Genomic DNA, 15,563 nt, shown 5'->3' with positions numbered 1-15,563 from the left:
GGGGTTCCTCGAGCCAGAACACGTCCAGTTCGCGCAGCGCCTCCGCGAACCGGCGGACCGCCGCCGGGTCGAGCGAGGGGCGCACGTCGCCGGGCATCCGCCACGCCTGGTTCAGGTCGGCCATCAGCGTCATCTCCGGGCCGACCGCCTCCCGGACCGCCCGCATCGTGGCGATGCTCCCGGCGAAATCGTCCGCGGCGAGCCGGATTTTCGCCGCCTGGAAGCCCCGGCCCCGGATCTCGGCCAGCACCTCCGCGCGCTGTCCGGCGGGCAGGATCCGGCCAGTCGACGCGTACGCCGGGATCTCGCGAGCCGCACCGCCGAACAACGTCGCGACCGGAACGCCGAGCACTTTCCCGATGACGTCCCACAGCGCGATCTCCAGCGGCCAGTACCGCCCGGCGTGGAACGCGATGGTCTCCAGCGCCCGCACGTGCCGGCTGATCGCCATCGGGTCCTGGCCGAGGAACAGCTCCGCGTACGGCTCGAACCCGGCCATCGTGTCGCCGGAGCCGTAGCCGACCACGCCCTCGTCGGTCACGACCTTGACCACCGTCGCGTCGAACCGCGTGCGCGGCACCGGATCCCACGCGGCGTCGAACGGCGGATCGAGCGGCAGCGTCCCGGGCAGCAGCTGGATGTCGGCGATCTTCACTCCCCGGACGGTAACCGCCGATTGACTGGTGCCCAATCGTTGTTGCACAGTCCTCAACATGGCGACCCAGCGCACCTACGGTTCGGGTCTCGTCCGCGACGTCGACCTGCTCGAAGTCCTCGCCCTGCCGGAAGCGCGCGACGGGCTGGGCGTGTCCCGCGTCGCCGAACTGTCCGGCCGGGACAAGGCGCAGGTCTCCCGCGCCCTCGCGACCCTCGCCGACGCGGGCCTGGTGTCGCGCGACGAGCACACCCGCGCGTACCGGCCGGGCTGGCGGCTGTTCGCCTTGGCCACGCACGCCACCGAAACACATCTCGCCCACCTCGCCGCGCCGTTCCTGCGCACGATCGTGGCCCGGCTGAACGAAACGACCCATTTGTGCGTCCTGCGCGCGGGTCAGGTGTTCACCCTCCGCAGCGAACTCGCGTCGCACGCTTTTCGCGGCCTCGGATGGGAAGGCGTCGGCGTCGACCCGTTCACCACCTCACCCGGACGGGTGTTATTGAGCGAATGGGACGAGGAAACCGTCGAACAATGGTGGCGGACCTTCGCCGGCGCCGCCGCACCCCCGCTCCCGGACCTCCCCGGCTCCACAGTGGACCCTCCGCCGCTCACCCTCGGCCAGCTGACCGCAAAGCTCGCGCGGATCCGGAAACGCGGCTACGAGACCGTGGACGAGGAGTTCGAACCGGGACTCGTCGGCGTGTCCGCCCCGGTGTACGGCTTCCGCGGCGACATCGTCGCCGCCGTGAACGTGTCCGCGCCGAAATCGCGCCTCGGCGAACGGCTGCCCGCCGCGGGCCGCTTCACCCGCACCGTCGCCGACCGGATCTCCGCCGCACTCGGCGCACCGGGGTGACCCTTGTTCATTTATGCTTCGCCGAACCGTCATTTTTCCCGACCGGCCGGCAGGAGGTCGCCATGTACGAAATCCCGCCCACCGCGGCCATGCAACGCTGGTCGGTCTCGGTCGACGGCTCCCGCGCGATCTTCGCCTGCGCACCCTGGTTGGAGGACCACACCGCCGACCGAGTGCTGCCCCGCCTGTGGCCAGGCCGCGGCCTGGGCGTCAGCGACACCGACGCCGCCGGATTCGCTGCCGCGATCGCCGAAACCATGAAGGCCCCGAACTACTGGATCGCCAGTCACGCCGCCGCACGCGCCTGGCAAGACCAGCCGTGGTCCCCCGCCCGCCGCGACCACGACGACGGTTTCGTCTACTTCGCCGGCCCATGCGGGGACGCCGGGATTACAGTGGGTTACCGCCCGGCGTACCACCTGCCACTCGCTTTGCGCGACCTGCGCGGACTGAGGATCCGACTCGCGTCTTACCTGCGGGGCGCGCGGGTGCACTCGTGAGCGTTTACGCCAGTTAGCCACTCACGACCGCCACGCCGTCGGGGGCTCAGCGGAGATACGGTGCCAGCACTGCCCCGACCAACCGGCGCGCGGTCGCCGCCGCGTGTTCGGCATCGCCTTGCGCCAGACCGAGAAGCGGGTCCAGTCCCTCGACGTGCGGGGCCAGCGCCACATGCGGCAGGACCAGCAGCAACAAGGACAACACGATCTCCACCTCGGCGTCCGCCCGCAACTGCCCGGCCGCCACCGCGCGCTCGACCAGCGGCCGCAGCACCGCCAGGTAATGGCGGTTCACCGCCTCGCGAACCGGAGTGCGGGCGACCGGATCGGGTTCCAGATTGGCCGCCGCAGTCATCGCGCGTTCGAGCGGGTGGTCGTAGAAGTACCGCACCCACGCGTCGAGCAGCCGATCGAGCGAGCCGGGGAAGTCCTCGTCCCACGGAAGCTTCGCTATCTCAGCCTCCATGGCCGTACGGATCCGCGCACTCGCCAACTCGGCGAGGTGGACGTACATGTCGGCTTTGTCGGTGAAGTACTGGAAGAGACTGCCCTTCGACACCCCGGCCTCGCGGCAGATCGTGTTCAGACTGCCGCCACTGAACCCGCGCGCGGCAAACTCCGCCTCCGCCGCGGCCAGCACAGCTGAGCGGCGTTTCTCGGACAGCCGCTGCCAGGTCCCCGTCGGCACCGCCGACCTCCCTCGGTTGGCTCTCCCCCGGGTTCGATCGTACTGTCCGCGAATCCCTCCCCGGCCTGCGTCGCCGGACGGCGACTGGACGCGGGGAACCGCCACCGGCGCGGACTGAATTCCGTGCGATTTCGGTGATTCCGCCACCTATTACGCAGGACAGGTCACTTGAGCACGCGGTGATGGCGGGCGCATACTTCGTGAGTGCGTTGGCAGGCCATGCTGAACTACTGGTCGCAGCAAACCCCGCACAGACAAGACGGAGAAATGCCCGCAGAAAGCAATCCCGTCCCGCCTGCTTCCGCCGATCTGCTGAGCACAGCGAAGAGGCTGGCTGCCGCGAACGACGAAAACCGCCCCGCCACTATTCGATACGTAAAGACCGACCGCAATACGCTCAGGCACATCGACGGAACGCAGCCCAAGACCAACGATCCGGTCTACCTGATTCAAATGACCGGAAACTTCGTCGGGCACGCCGCCAAGATTCCCCCGGGAAGCAAAGCGCCCAGGGGAAACGTCCTGACAGTCACCGTCGATGCGAACTCCGGGAACGTGCTGGGCTGGTCGATCCTGCTGGAGCCGCACGACCTCGCGAAGTTCGGCGAGGTGTCGGCACTCCGGTAAACCGCCGGGGCGGAGCGAGTCAGGCGGCCCCACCACGCCGTGAAGGGCCCCTCGAGGGAATTCCCCCAGGAGCCCTTCACCGACCATCCAGACTTACTCCGAGCGAAGCGTGTCCAGCCGAGTCACCTGGCGCAGCAGCGGCAACGTCAACGCCGTCACCAGCAGCACCGCGGCTACCGCGGCGGCGGCCAGCCCGGCGAGTACCCCGCCGTCGACCATCATCGGCATTTTCGCCAGTCGCAGGATCGGGGCGGTCAGCCCCAGTCCGGCGCCGACCGCCAGCACCACGCCGACGACCACCGGGACCGCCGTCTGCCACAGGGATCCTCGGGCCAGTACGCCGATCGGGACGCCGGACGCGGACAGTGCGGCCAGCGGGCGGCGGCGTTCGCTGATCTGCTCGATCGACAGCATCAGCAGGCTCATCGCGGCGACCGCGAGCACGAACAGCGACGCGGTCAGCAGCACCGCGCGGAAGCTCGCGACCATCCGCTCGTCGCGGCCGGCGTAGTCGGACATGTAGTCCGTCTTGCCGACTTCGGCCTTCCACGCCAGCGGGCCCACCGCGGCCGCGACCCGGTCGATCAGCGCGTCCACGCCGCCGGGGCCTTCCACGTACAGCACCGTGTGCTCGCCCGGTGGCTTGAGGTCGCCGAGCGCGGCGGGGGTGACCAGCAGGTAGCTGGACGACGCCTTCGCGGTGTTGCCCGAGGGCACTACCCGGACGTTGTCCGGGACTGTCCACTTCGGACCCTCGACCGTCTTGCCCCGGACGTAGTCGCTCAGGTGGTAGTCGCCCTTCGGGAGCGCCGGGGAGGACGAACCCGCCACGTAGAAGACGTCGCCGTCGGCGCAGTCGCCGATGTTCGCCTCCGTCTTCAGCGCCACGCAGTCCCCGACAGTGCCGTAGACCTCCCGGTCCCCGGCGCTGAGCTGCAGGGACTTGGAGCTGTGCACCCCGGTCACCCCGGCCACGCCGGACAGCCGCTGGCGCACCTCGGCCTCGTGCTGGCTCGTCGTCTGCACCCGCACCGGAGCGGCGGCGGCGCCGGCCGCCGCCTCGAACGACCGGGTGCTGTTGCGGTTGGTCATCGACGTGAGCACGCCCTGGATCAGGATCGTGCCGGCCAGCACGACGACCAGGCCGGACACCACCCGGCTGGCGGTGCCGCTGTCGAGCTGCAGCCTGCGCACCGCGAGCTGCCACGACGGCGGGCCGCCCTGCAGCCGCTCCACGATCCGTTCCACCAGCCACGGCAGCAGCGCCGCGACGCCGATCAGCAGGAACACGCTGCCCACCGCGAGCGCCAGCGCCGCGGCCTGGTCCCCCGACCCCGGCGAGACGACGAGCGTGCCGAGCAGGAACACCGCGCCGATCCCGGTGATCGTCCAGCGCCACCACATCCGCCGCCGCACCGGTTTGCCCTGCCGGACCACGCCGAGCGGTTCGACGATCGTCCGGCGCAGGCCGAACAGCGCCGAGCCGACCGCGAGCCCCGGCACCAGCAGCACGATCACCAGCAGCGAAATCCACGACGGCGTGAAGTCGTCCGCGAACACGCGGAGGCCGAACGGGAGCCAGTCCCCGATGAACGGCCGCAGCGCGTAGAACAGCGCACCGCCCGCCACCAGGCCGATCACCGCGCCGACCAGCGATTCCGCCGCCGCGACGCGTTTGATCTGCCGGGCGTCCACCCCGATCAGCCGCAGCGCGGCGAGCCGCCGTTCGCGTTGCGCCGCGCCCATCCGCGACGCAGTGGTCACGAAGATCAGCAACGGCAGCAGCAGCACCGCGGCGATCGGCGCGACGACCATCCACATCACCAAAGGCAAGGTGAACCCGTCGCCGGGCTTGCCGTAGGAGTAAACGCTGCTCGCGCTCTCCCCCTCGGCCTTGATCTCCTCGGCCGTCGACCCGAAGTACGCCGTCAGGTCCGCGGCGTCGCTGACCCCCGGCTCGGCGATCTGGCCGGTCACGTGCCCGGGCAGCCGCGCCTTGAACGACTCGCCCTCCTTCGAGGCCAGCTTCTCGGCCAAGGCGGGCGACACGATCAGCTCGCCCGGCGCGGGCAGCCGGTCGAGCCCCGGCGGCACCGGCGAGTTCGGCCCGGTCGGCGCGACCGCGGTCAGCTTGACGAAGTCTTCGCCGACCGACGGGTACCAGCGGTAGGTCGCCAGCGGCGCGATCCCCTCGCGCGGCGCGGTGTCCTGCGTGATCGCCGCCGCGCGGTCCGCCCGCGCGTTCACCAGGTGGCTCACCGAGGCGGCGGGCAGGAGCACGGCGACCGCGAGCGCGATCCCGAACGCGGTCATCGCGAGCCGCAGGAGCGCCGAACCGGACATCCGGCCGCCCCCGACGGCCAGCCGGAGTCCCAGCAGCAGATCCCGCATCATGCGACCAGCTCCCGGTCGACCGTGCGCCCGTCCCGCACCACGATCTCGCGGTCGGAGTACGCCGCGACCCGCGGTTCGTGGGTCACCAGCACCACCGCGGCGTGCGTTTCCCGCGCCGCCTGGGTGAGCATCTGCATGACCTTCTCGCCGTTGAGCGAGTCCAGCGCGCCGGTCGGCTCGTCGGCGAAGACCACCTTCGGCCCGGTGACCAGCGCCCGCGCCACCGCGACCCGCTGGGCCTGCCCGCCGGAGACGTCGCCCGGGCGGCGCTTCGCCAGGTTGTCGACCTCCAGCCGGGCGAGCCATTCGGTCGCCTTGGCCTCGGCGGGCCCCCGCTTCGCCCCGGTCAGCCGCAGCGGCAGCGCGACGTTTTCCAGGCAGGTCAGCTCAGGCACGAGCTGGCCGAACTGGAACACGAAGCCGAACTCGGTGCGCCGCAGCGCGCTCCGGCCCTTGTCGTCCATGGCGACCAGGTCCTGGCCGTTGTAGTGGATGGCCCCCGCGTCCGGCCGGACGATCCCGGCGAGACAGTGCAGCAGCGTCGACTTGCCCGAACCGGACGAGCCCATGATCGCGAGCACTTCCCCCGCCGAGACGGCCAGCGCCGCCCCGTCGAGCGCCCGCGTCTGCCCGAACGATTTGTGCAGCCCGTTGCCCGCGAGCAACGGAGTTCCCGGCCTGGTCATCAGCGCACCGCCTTCTCGAGTTCGCCGAGCCGGGCCGCGGTGAGTTCGAGCCACCGCAGATCCGCCTCGAGGTGGAAGAGCGCGTGGTCGCAGATCAGCTGATCGGCGAGGTCGCCCTCGTATTTCCGCTTGGTGAGCGAGCGCATCACCTTGAGGTGCTCGCTTCGCTGGACGTCGAGCACGTCGGTGGCGTCGCGCCCGGACAGCAGCGCGAGGACCACCTTCGTGTACAGCGTGTTCTGCAGATACGGCTCCGGGCTTTCCGGAGTGCTCAGCCACGTCTCGACGTCGGTGATCCCGGCGTCGGTGATCGTGTAGCGCTTCCGTTCCGGCCCCTCGCCGCTCTCGACGCCAGCCACCTCGACCATGCCGTTGCGCAGCAACCGCGACAGCGTCGAGTAGACCTGGCCGTACGCGAGCGGACGGTCTTGCCCGAACTGCTCGTCGTACGCCCGTTTCAGGTCGTACCCGTGTCTCGGACCCGACTCGAGCAACGCGAGCAGGGTGTGTGAAACCGACATTCCCCTGTTCCTCCCTTGACCCCGGAATCCCGGGGGTGAAGATCACTATACAGCAGAGGTATACGCGCCGTGTATACCACCATAGAGTAGTGCGTTTCAGCAGGTCAGGGGGTTGCGAGCGGCAACGTCGACACTCGCCGGGATCGCCGCATGCTGGCGGGCAGCAGGAGGCAGAAGAAGCTTGCTACGGCTCCTGCGGCTGGACGGAGGCCAGGAGGTTGAGGGCAGTGAGAACCGGCATCAACCCTCCCGAGGCCGAGGGCGGCGCATGGGCGGGGCCGCGCGGATGTCGTGGCGCGGAGGAAGGCAGGGACGGAGGGCCGCGAGGGCCGGGTTGGGTTAGGCGGGCGTCGTGAGTGGCGATCCCGGTGCTAACCGGGATCGCCACTCACGAGCGGCTACTTTCGCTCGCCGAGGTCCGCCCGGAGGCGGGTCAGCAGGTCCGCCGTCGTCTTCGCGCGGTCGGGTTCGCGGCTCGCGATGGTGTGCGCGAGGATGTCGGTCACGATCGAGGCGGTGAGCGTCTCGCCGGTGAACTTCGTCGGGGAATCCGGCGCCGGCAGCACCACGCGGACCCGGGACGAGAGGTCCGCCGACAGCTGGCTCGTCACGAGCACTACCGCCGCGCCGACGTCCTCGGCGTAGCGCAGGATCAACTCGACGTCGCGGTTCTGCCGGGCCGGGACGTACACCAGCACCGCGTCGTCGGCGCCCAGTGGCAGCAGCGCGTCGGCGAGCCGGAAGCCGGTGTCGTCGCAGTGGCGCGTCACCAGGCCGCGGCGGGCGAGCCGGAACGCGGCGTACTCGGCGCACACCGACGACAGCCCGAGGCCCCAGGTGAATACCATCCGGGCGTCGACCAGCAGCCGCGCCGCTTCCTCGACCGCTTCGGGCGCTAGCTGCCGCTGCATTTCCTGCAGCCGCTCCGCGCTGTCGGCCATCACGCGGTCGATCTGGCGCGAGCCGGTGGACCCGATGTTCTCCATCGCCGCGCTCAGCCGGACGGTCGGCTCGGTGCGTGCGGTGAACGTCTGGCCGAGGTGGCGTTTCAGCTCCGGCAGTCCCGAATAGCCGAGCGCTTTCGCGGTGCGGACCACGGTCGCGTCGCTGGTCCCGGCCGCCGCGCCGAGGTCGCCCGCCGAGGAGAACAGCACCTCGTTCGGGTTGGCCAGCATGAACCGGGCGACCTGGCGTTCCGCGGGCTTGAGGTCGTCGAGCCGGGCGCGGACGTGGTCGTCGAAGTGATCGCCGTCGAGATAAGTAGTGGACATGACACCCTTGACGAGACGTAGTGGCTACTACAAGATGCCGGAGGGTTCTCCGTTGTGTAGTGAACCCTACCCGCCGGCTCGACGAGGAGCACTCATGAGCACAGATCAGCCCCTGGTACGGCTGCGCGGCGTCGGGAAGTCGTTCGGATCGGCCCGGGTGCTGTCCGGAATCGACCTCGACGTGCGGCGCGGCGAGGTCGTCGTGGTCATCGGCCCGTCCGGGTCCGGGAAGTCGACGCTGTGCCGCTGCGTCAACCGGCTCGAGACCGCGGACGAGGGCACCATCGAGATCGAGGGCCGCCCGCTGCCCGCCGAGGGCGCGGACCTCGCCCGGCTGCGCGCCGACGTCGGCATGGTGTTCCAGTCCTTCAATCTCTTCGCGCACAAAACCGTGCGGGAGAACGTGATGCTCGGCCCGGTCCGGGTGCGCGGGCTCAGCCGCGCCGAGGCGCACAAGCGAGCCGACGAGCTGCTGGAACGCGTGGGTGTCGGCGCGCACGGGGACAAGTACCCGGCGCAGCTGTCCGGCGGTCAGCAGCAGCGGGTCGCGATCGCCCGCGCGCTGGCGATGGAGCCGCGCGTGCTGCTGTTCGACGAACCGACCAGCGCGCTCGACCCGGAGATGATCCACGAGGTGCTCGACGTGATGACCGCGCTCGCCGCCGACGGCATGACCATGATCGTGGTGACCCACGAGATGGGCTTCGCCCGCAAGGCCGCCGACCGCGTCGTGTTCATGGCCGACGGCCGGATCGCCGAATCCGCCGCGCCGGACGTTTTCTTCGGCTCTCCGCAGACCGAACGCGCGCGCGACTTCCTCGCCCGCGTGCTCAGCCACTGAGCCGGGAGGTCCTCATGTCCGTTCTTTTCTCCCGCCGGACCGCGTTGCTCGCCGCCGGCACGGTCCCCCTGCTCGCGTCCTGCAGCGGCGGAACGACCCGCACGGCGGGCAATCCCGCCTACGCCACGCTCGACCAAGCCGACGCCGTCGCGCGCGGACCGGTCGGCGCCGACCTGCCGGAAACGCCGACGCTGCGCCGGATCCGCGAGCAGGGCGTCCTGCGCCAGTCCGGTTCGGTGACCACGCCAGGGTTCGGCATGATGAACCCGGCGACCGGCAAGATCACCGGGTTCGACATCGGGATCGCCCAGCTGCTGGCCAAGTACCTGCTCGGCACGCCGGAGGTGGACACCATCACCGGCGGCGCCGACACGCGCGAAGCGATCCTGCAGAACCAATCGGTCGATGTCGCCGTCTGTACTTACACGATCAGCAAAAGCCGGGCACGGCTCGTCTCGTTCGCCGGGCCGTACTACGTCGCGCGCTCGGGCATCGTCACCGCGGCGGACGGTCCCCGGATCACCGCCGTGCGCGATCTGGCGGGCAAGGACGTCGCGGTGCAACCGGGTGCGGCGCAGGAAGCGCTGCAGAAGGCGTGTCCGCAGGCGCGCGCGGTGGTGTTCGAGGAATCGAGCCAGTGCGCGGCCGCGGTCCGGCAGGGCCGGGTGCAGGCGTGGTCGGCGAACACCGCGATCCTGCTCGGCAAAGCGGCGGTCGACGCGCGGCTGCGGATGACGCCCGCGACGTACGGCAGCAGCCCGTTCGGCATCGGGCTGCCGAAGGAAGACCCGGCGTTCAAGCAGATCGTCGTCGGGTTCCTGCGGCGCATCGCCGCCGACGGGAGCTGGCGGCGGCTGTGGGAGCAGACCGTCGGCCCGCTCGTGTCCGGTCCCGCCCCCGAGCCGCCCGCGCCCGGCTCCGTCCCCGGCTCCTGAAGGGAGATCGCCCGTGCTTTCCGGTCACGCCGGGGAAATCCTCGGCGGCTTCACCACCACGTTGCTGCTCACCGCGTGCGCCTTTCCGCTCGCGCTCGTCCTCGGCTGTCTCGTCGCGATCTGCCGGATCAGCCCGGTGCGGCCGCTGCGCGTCGCCGGGCGGCTGTATGTCGACCTGGTCCGCAACTCGCCGCTGCTGCTGATCGCCGTGCTGCTCATCTTCGGGCTGCCGGACGCCGGGGTGCTGATTCCGCTGTTCTGGTGCCTGGTGCTCGCGCTGGGCATCTACTTCGGCGCGTACGTCTGCGAAACCGTCCGCTCGGGCATCCGCGCGGTGGATCGCGGCCAGGTCGAGGCGGCCAGGGCGATCGGGCTGCCGTTCCGCCGGGTCGTGCTGGACGTCCTGCTGCCGCAAGCGTTCCGCGCGATGGTGCAGCCGCTGGGCACGATCCTGATCAACGTCGCGCTCGGGTCGGCGCTCGGCGCGGCCGTCGGCGTGGACGAGCTGACGCTGGAAACCCGCTCGTTCAATCTGGAGACCGCCGAGCCGATCCTCGCCTTCGCCGTCGCGGCCTGCGGTTACCTGGTGATCAACCTGGCGGTCAGCGGGGTCGTGCGGCTCATCGAGCGAAAGGTCCGGGTGCTCCGGTGAACGACGACATTCTCTTCGACGCCCTCGGCCCGAAGGCCAAGGCCCGGCTGCGCACCGTGTCGATCCTTTGTGGACTCGTGCTGCTCGGCCTGCTGACCCTCGTGCTGATCCGGCTCGGCGCCTCCGGCCAGCTCGACCCGGCCCGCTGGGCGATTCTCGTCGACGGCGCGATGCTGCGCTTCCTCTTGCAGGGCCTGGCAATGACCCTGCTGGTCGGCGTGGTGTCCACGGTGCTGTCCGTCGCGATCGGCGTGCTGCTCGCGCTCGGCAGGCTGAGCCGGAAGCGGTGGCTGAGCTGGCCGTCCGCGACCGTGATCGAGTTCTTCCGCGCGATGCCGCTGCTGCTGATCCTGTTCTTCTTCATGTTCGGGCTGCCGATCCTCGGGGTCCGGGTGCCGATCTTCTGGCAGCTGGTGCTGGCGATCGTCGCGCACGCCGGCGCGATCTTCGCCGAGATCGTGCGGGCCGGGATCCTCGCGGTGGGGCGCGGCCAGAGCGAGGCCGGGCACGCGATCGGGCTGCGGCACTGGGAGGTCATGACGTTCGTCGTGCTCCCGCAGGCCGCCCGCGCGCTCGCGCCCGCGCTGATCAGCCAGACCGTGCGGGTCATCAAGGAATCCAGCCTCGGCTACGTCGTCGGCATCGCCGAACTGCTGAACAACGGCAAGGTGCTCGGCGAGTTCAGCGGCGACTTCATCCAGGCGTACGTCGGGGCCGGGCTGCTTTACATCGTCGTCAACATCCTCCTCTCGCGGGTCGCCGAACGGCTCGCGAACCGCAAGAAAACACTCGTCCGGGAGCCTTCGTGACCTCTGCTTTCCCCTCCGCCGCCCCGTCCGAAGCGGGCCTCGACGCCGACGGCGTGCGCGGGTTCCTGCACCGCCTGGCCGCCGACGGGATCTCGCTCGACAGCCTGCTCGTCTACCGGTCGGGCAAGCTGGCCTTCGAGCAGTACTGGTGGCCCTACCGCGCGGACCGTCCACACACGACACACTCGGCGACGAAGTCCTTTGTGGGCACGGCAGTCGGGCTCGCGCTGGACGAAGGACTGTTCCGGTTGGACGACCGGCTGGTGTCGTTCTTCCCGGAACTCGTGCCGGAGGACGCCTCGGAACACCTGCGCGCGATCACCGTCGAAGACCTGCTGACCATGCGGACCGGACACCGCGTCGGCCTGTCCGGGAAGACCTGGCGGCTGCTGAAGACGAGCTGGGTCCGGGAATACCTGCGCACTCCGGTGGATTTGCCGCCGGGCAAGGCATTCACCTACTCCAGCGCGACGTCGCACATGCTGTCCGCGATCGTGCAGCGCACGTCCGGCCAGCCGGTTTTCGACTACCTCCAGCCGCGGCTGTTCGAGCCGCTCGGTTTCTCCGGCCACAGCTGGGACACCGACCCGGAAGGCATCTGCTCCGGCGGGAACGGCCTCAGCCTGCGCAGCATCGACTTCCTGAAGTGGGGCGTGCTGCACCTGCACGACGGAATCTGGCAGGGCGAACGGATCCTGCCCGCGGGCTGGGTGCGCGAGGCCACCGCGTGGCACGTCGAGAACGCCGACGCCGGAAGCTGGAACGGGACCGAGTTCGTCCCCGCTTCCACCGACTCCGACGAGCGGCCGGAGGGCTACGGATACCAGCTGTGGCTCGACGCCGACGGCGGGTACCGAGCGTCCGGGATGTTCGGCCAGGACGTCTTCGTGCTCCCCCAGCACGACGCGGTGGTCGTCACGACCGGCAGCATCGCGCACGGCAAACACCGGCTGCTGTCCGGCCTGGTGCACGACCTGCTGGTGCCCGCGTTCGACGGCGCCCCGTCCGCTGCGGCCGATGCCTCGCTGGCGGCTGATCTCGCTGAGACCTCGGTTGCTCCGGGGCTTTCGCCGACTGTTGCTGAGCTGGATGGCCAGCGGTATCGGTGCGAGTCCAATGAGGACTCCCTGACGGAGATCTCGTTCGCGGTGGAGGATGATGTTCTTGTCGTGACGCTGGAGGATGGGCGCGGTCGTCATTCCGTCCGTTGTGGACTGTCCACTTGGGTCGAGTCGAAGACTGGCGTCTCGACTTGGCAGCTGCACCACTCGTACCAGTCCGAATCGACGCGTGTTCTCGCTGCTGCGCAATGGCGGTCGTCTCGGGAGCTGGTGCTGGAGTGGTACTTCGTGGAGTCGCCGTTCCACGACACCGTCACGGTGGAATTCGCGGACGGGCAGCTGCGCTGGCACCGGCGGACGAATGTCAACAGTGGGCCGACGGAACGTCCGGTGGTGATCGCCAGCCGGTGAGGTGGGGTCGTGAGTGGCAATCCCGGTTAGAACCGGGATTGCCACTCACGACACCGGCGCGCGCACCTCCTCCGCCTCGACCACGCCCTTCCGCCCCAGCGTCACCGTCACCGCCAGCCCGGCCACGATCACTGCCGCCATGATCAGCAGCACCGTGCGCGGGTTCCCGCCCCCGGCCAGCAGCAGGCCGGCCACTGCGGGCCCGCCGATTGAGCCGACGCGGCCGATGCCCAGGGTCCAGCCGATGCCGGCGGTGCGGCGGTCGCCGTCGTAGATGCGGGTGGCCAGGCCGACCTGGCCGACGCACGCGCCGATCAGCCCGGCGCCCATCCCGCCGACCAGGGCGAGCAGGGCGGTGGTCCCGATCGGCACGAGACCGGCGACGCCGAGGCACACCGCGGCGAGGGCGAGGAAGAAGAGCATCATCCGGCGGGCGCCGAAGGCCATCGTGCCGAACACGAGCACCGCTCCCCCGGCCAGTCCGCCGATGCCCTTCACCGCGCTGCTCACCGGGGCCTGCGCGGGCGTCATGCCGTAGTCCACCGCGAAGGTCGGCAGCCAGGCGTCCAGCGAGTACATCGTCGCGAACACCAGGAAAGCCAAGCCCCACATGGCGATGGTCGTCAACCGCAGGCCGGGCGCGAACAGGTCCCGGACCGTCGCGCGCGAGCCGTCCGAGACCGTCGCGGCCGATTCGACCGACGGCAGCCGCCAGAACAGGATCGCGACCAGTGCGAGCCCGAAGATCCCGGGCAGCCAGAACACCGACGTCCAGCCGAGCGTCGCGAGCACCTGGCTGCCGACGAAGCCGGCCGCGCTGCCGCCGAAGCTCAGGCCCAGCGGCACGACGATGCTCGCCGTTTCCCGCCAGCGGTCCGGAACGATGTCGGCGGCCAGCGAGGTGGCGGCGGTCAGCACCGCGCCGAAGCCGAGGCCGGTCAGTCCCCGGATCACGGTCAGCAGCGCGACGTTCCCGGCCAGGGCGGTGGCGAACGCGCCGAGGGTGAACACGAGGGTCGCCAGGCAGATCACCGTGCGCCGGTTCAGCAAGCGGCACAACCGGTTCGCCGCCAGCAGGCCGATGACGACGCCCACGTTGGTCGCCACCAGCGGCGCGGTGAACGCCGACGGCGGGAGGTGCCAGTCCCGGCTGAGGGTGGGCACCACGATGCTCATCGCGACGGCGTCGAATCCGTCGAAGATCAGCGTCAGGAACAGCAGGCCGATCGTGCCGTAGCGCGCCGGGGCGGTCATCGCGGGTCCCCGGGGTCGCGGCGGAGCCGGATCGCGCGCATCGGGCAGTCGTCGACCGCCTCCGCCACCGCGGTGACGTCCTCGGGGGTCGGTCTCCCCGGGCGGACGACGGCGTAGTCCTCGTCGTCGAGGTCGAACACGTCCGGCGCGGCCAGGACGCAGTTCCCGTATCCGTTGCAGATCTCCCGGTCGATTTCGACGGCGTACCGCATCAGGCCACCCCGCTTTCTTCCGTCTCGAACCGGACCGGCAGCACCACCGGCCCGAGATGGTGCCCGCCGTGCAGCGGGCTCCACTTCGCCTCCCCGGCCGCGCGGACCGGAGGCTGTGCGGCGAGCGTTTCGAGCAGCACGGTCAGCTCGGCCCTGGCCAGCACGGATCCGAGGCACTGGTGGATCCCCCAGCCGAACCCGAGGTGGCCGCGCGTGTCGCGGTCCGGGTCGAACCGGTCCGGGTCCGGGAATTTCGCCGGGTCCCGGTTCGCCGCCGCGTACGACAGCAGCACCGCGTCGCCCTCCGGGATCGTGACGCCGCCGATCTCGACCTCGCGGGTGGTCTTCCGGGCGAAGTTCTGCGCCGGGGTCCGCAGGCGCAGCATTTCGTCGACGTAGTGCGGAGCGAGTTCGGGCCGCGCGCGCATCCGCTGCTGCAGCGCGGGATCGGACACGAGGAGGAACACGAGCGTGCTCATCGAGTTCATCGTCGTCTCGTGCCCGGCGACGGCCAGCGCGGACAGCATCCGGCACTGCTCGTCCTCGGTGAGCGGGCGGTCGTCGACCGTCGCGTCGAGCAGCGACGTCACGAAATCGTCGCGGCGGCTCGTCCGGTGCTCGGCCAGTTCCTTGCGCATCAGGGCGAAGATGTCCTGCATCGCGTCGGCGTAGTCGAAATCGGCGACCTTCGCCCACAGCCCCTCGGTCAGCTCCCGCAGCCCGGAGACGGTGTCCTCGGAGAAGCCCAGCAGTTCCACAAGGACCTGCAACGGGAACGGCAGCGCCACCGCACTGACGAAATCGCCGCCGCCGTCCCGCCGGAACCGGCCGATCATCTCGGCCATCACCTCCGCCAGCCGCGGCCGCAGCTCCCGTACCCGGCTGGGTGTGAAGAACGGCGTCATCAGCTTCCGGTACTGCGTGTGCAGCGGCGGGTCGAAGTTGATCGGGATCGATCCGTGCTCGACCGTGGTCGGCACCCGGTGGCCCCAAGCCGACGAGAACGTCTCCGGGTCCTTCAGCGCGGCGCGCACGTCGTCGAAGCGGCTCACCATCCAGAATCCGCCGCGTTCCGGCGAATGCGCGACCGGGCAGCGGGCTTGGAGATCCGCGTAGACCGACCACACCTCCGGTTCGGTGAGGGTCTCGGCGTAGGGGTCGAACGAACATTCAGGCATGATTCTCCT

Annotated in this window: 16 protein-coding genes and 1 pseudogene; 8 read left to right on the top strand and 9 right to left on the bottom strand. The window is 70.3% G+C overall.

Annotated elements, in window-relative coordinates:
- Nucleotide 1: 1 nt before the first annotated feature.
- Nucleotides 2–715, bottom strand: a pseudogene (locus tag RPX00_RS31285) (mandelate racemase/muconate lactonizing enzyme family protein); the annotation flags it as partial.
- Between RPX00_RS31285 and RPX00_RS31280 the strand changes: the two are divergent.
- The gene (locus tag RPX00_RS31280; protein ID WP_406630762.1) at nucleotides 714–1,514 is read left to right on the top strand and encodes an IclR family transcriptional regulator; all 801 of its coding nucleotides are present in this window, start codon (nucleotides 714–716) and stop codon (nucleotides 1,512–1,514) included. The pseudogene RPX00_RS31285 and the gene RPX00_RS31280 sit on opposite strands and share 2 nt — an antisense overlap.
- 62 nt (nucleotides 1,515–1,576) lie before the next feature.
- The gene (locus RPX00_RS31275) at nucleotides 1,577–2,014 is read left to right on the top strand and encodes a hypothetical protein (RefSeq protein ID WP_406630760.1); all 438 of its coding nucleotides are present in this window, start codon (nucleotides 1,577–1,579) and stop codon (nucleotides 2,012–2,014) included.
- Nucleotides 2,015–2,060: 46 nt separating this feature from the next.
- Here RPX00_RS31275 and RPX00_RS31270 read toward each other — a convergent pair whose 3' ends face one another.
- On the bottom strand, nucleotides 2,061–2,702 hold the full coding sequence (locus RPX00_RS31270) for a TetR/AcrR family transcriptional regulator (RefSeq protein WP_406630758.1): 642 nt from the start codon (nucleotides 2,700–2,702) through the stop codon (nucleotides 2,061–2,063).
- A gap of 204 nt (nucleotides 2,703–2,906) precedes the next feature.
- On the opposite strand from RPX00_RS31270, the gene RPX00_RS31265 reads away from it, so the two are divergent.
- Entirely contained in the window at nucleotides 2,907–3,329 is a 423-nt protein-coding gene (locus tag RPX00_RS31265) for a hypothetical protein (protein WP_406630756.1), read from the top strand.
- Between the two features lie 93 nt (nucleotides 3,330–3,422).
- Here RPX00_RS31265 and RPX00_RS31260 read toward each other — a convergent pair whose 3' ends face one another.
- From RPX00_RS31260 to RPX00_RS31245, 4 genes are all read right to left on the bottom strand, one after another.
- A complete protein-coding gene (locus RPX00_RS31260; RefSeq protein ID WP_406630754.1) occupies nucleotides 3,423–5,723 on the bottom strand; it encodes an FtsX-like permease family protein in 2,301 nt (766 codons plus the stop codon).
- Nucleotides 5,720–6,409 carry an ABC transporter ATP-binding protein gene (locus tag RPX00_RS31255; protein WP_406630752.1) on the bottom strand — a complete coding sequence of 230 codons (690 nt, stop codon included), beginning with the start codon at nucleotides 6,407–6,409 and terminating at the stop codon, nucleotides 5,720–5,722. Before RPX00_RS31255 ends, RPX00_RS31260 begins: the two co-directional genes overlap by 4 nt.
- On the bottom strand, nucleotides 6,409–6,930 hold the full coding sequence (locus RPX00_RS31250; protein ID WP_406630750.1) for a PadR family transcriptional regulator: 522 nt from the start codon (nucleotides 6,928–6,930) through the stop codon (nucleotides 6,409–6,411). The genes RPX00_RS31255 and RPX00_RS31250 overlap by 1 nt, the downstream gene beginning before the upstream one ends.
- Before the next feature lie 398 nt (nucleotides 6,931–7,328).
- A complete protein-coding gene (locus RPX00_RS31245; protein ID WP_406630748.1) occupies nucleotides 7,329–8,201 on the bottom strand; it encodes a MurR/RpiR family transcriptional regulator in 873 nt (290 codons plus the stop codon).
- A gap of 94 nt (nucleotides 8,202–8,295) precedes the next feature.
- On the opposite strand from RPX00_RS31245, the gene RPX00_RS31240 reads away from it, so the two are divergent.
- Genes RPX00_RS31240 through RPX00_RS31220 form a run of 5 tightly spaced genes read left to right on the top strand, consistent with a single transcriptional unit; the run spans nucleotide 8,296 to nucleotide 12,910 of the window.
- Complete coding sequence (locus RPX00_RS31240) at nucleotides 8,296–9,042, top strand: amino acid ABC transporter ATP-binding protein (RefSeq protein WP_406630746.1); 747 nt, start codon at nucleotides 8,296–8,298, stop codon at nucleotides 9,040–9,042.
- 14 nt (nucleotides 9,043–9,056) lie between these two features.
- Nucleotides 9,057–9,977, top strand: coding sequence for a transporter substrate-binding domain-containing protein (locus tag RPX00_RS31235; protein ID WP_406630744.1), 921 nt, complete (start codon nucleotides 9,057–9,059; stop codon nucleotides 9,975–9,977).
- A 13-nt stretch (nucleotides 9,978–9,990) separates the two neighbouring features.
- Entirely contained in the window at nucleotides 9,991–10,629 is a 639-nt protein-coding gene (locus RPX00_RS31230; protein ID WP_406630742.1) for an amino acid ABC transporter permease, read from the top strand.
- On the top strand, nucleotides 10,626–11,438 hold the full coding sequence (locus RPX00_RS31225) for an amino acid ABC transporter permease (protein WP_406630740.1): 813 nt from the start codon (nucleotides 10,626–10,628) through the stop codon (nucleotides 11,436–11,438). Before RPX00_RS31230 ends, RPX00_RS31225 begins: the two co-directional genes overlap by 4 nt.
- Nucleotides 11,435–12,910, top strand: coding sequence for a serine hydrolase domain-containing protein (locus RPX00_RS31220; protein WP_406630738.1), 1,476 nt, complete (start codon nucleotides 11,435–11,437; stop codon nucleotides 12,908–12,910). Before RPX00_RS31225 ends, RPX00_RS31220 begins: the two co-directional genes overlap by 4 nt.
- Before the next feature lie 45 nt (nucleotides 12,911–12,955).
- On the opposite strand, the gene RPX00_RS31215 is transcribed toward RPX00_RS31220, so the two are convergent.
- Genes RPX00_RS31215 through RPX00_RS31205 form a run of 3 tightly spaced genes read right to left on the bottom strand, consistent with a single transcriptional unit; the run spans nucleotide 12,956 to nucleotide 15,554 of the window.
- Nucleotides 12,956–14,164, bottom strand: coding sequence for an MFS transporter (locus RPX00_RS31215; protein WP_406630736.1), 1,209 nt, complete (start codon nucleotides 14,162–14,164; stop codon nucleotides 12,956–12,958).
- The gene (locus tag RPX00_RS31210; protein WP_406630735.1) at nucleotides 14,161–14,376 is read right to left on the bottom strand and encodes a ferredoxin; all 216 of its coding nucleotides are present in this window, start codon (nucleotides 14,374–14,376) and stop codon (nucleotides 14,161–14,163) included. Before RPX00_RS31210 ends, RPX00_RS31215 begins: the two co-directional genes overlap by 4 nt.
- Complete coding sequence (locus RPX00_RS31205) at nucleotides 14,376–15,554, bottom strand: cytochrome P450 (RefSeq protein ID WP_406630733.1); 1,179 nt, start codon at nucleotides 15,552–15,554, stop codon at nucleotides 14,376–14,378. Before RPX00_RS31205 ends, RPX00_RS31210 begins: the two co-directional genes overlap by 1 nt.
- Between the last annotated feature and the right edge of the window lie 9 nt (nucleotides 15,555–15,563).

This window comes from Amycolatopsis sp. WGS_07 (genome assembly GCF_045278895.1).
In the GTDB taxonomy this organism is placed as follows: domain Bacteria; phylum Actinomycetota; class Actinomycetes; order Mycobacteriales; family Pseudonocardiaceae; genus Amycolatopsis.
Note: the sequence above shows the minus strand (reverse complement) of the source record. Positions and strands in the feature narration are given on the sequence as shown.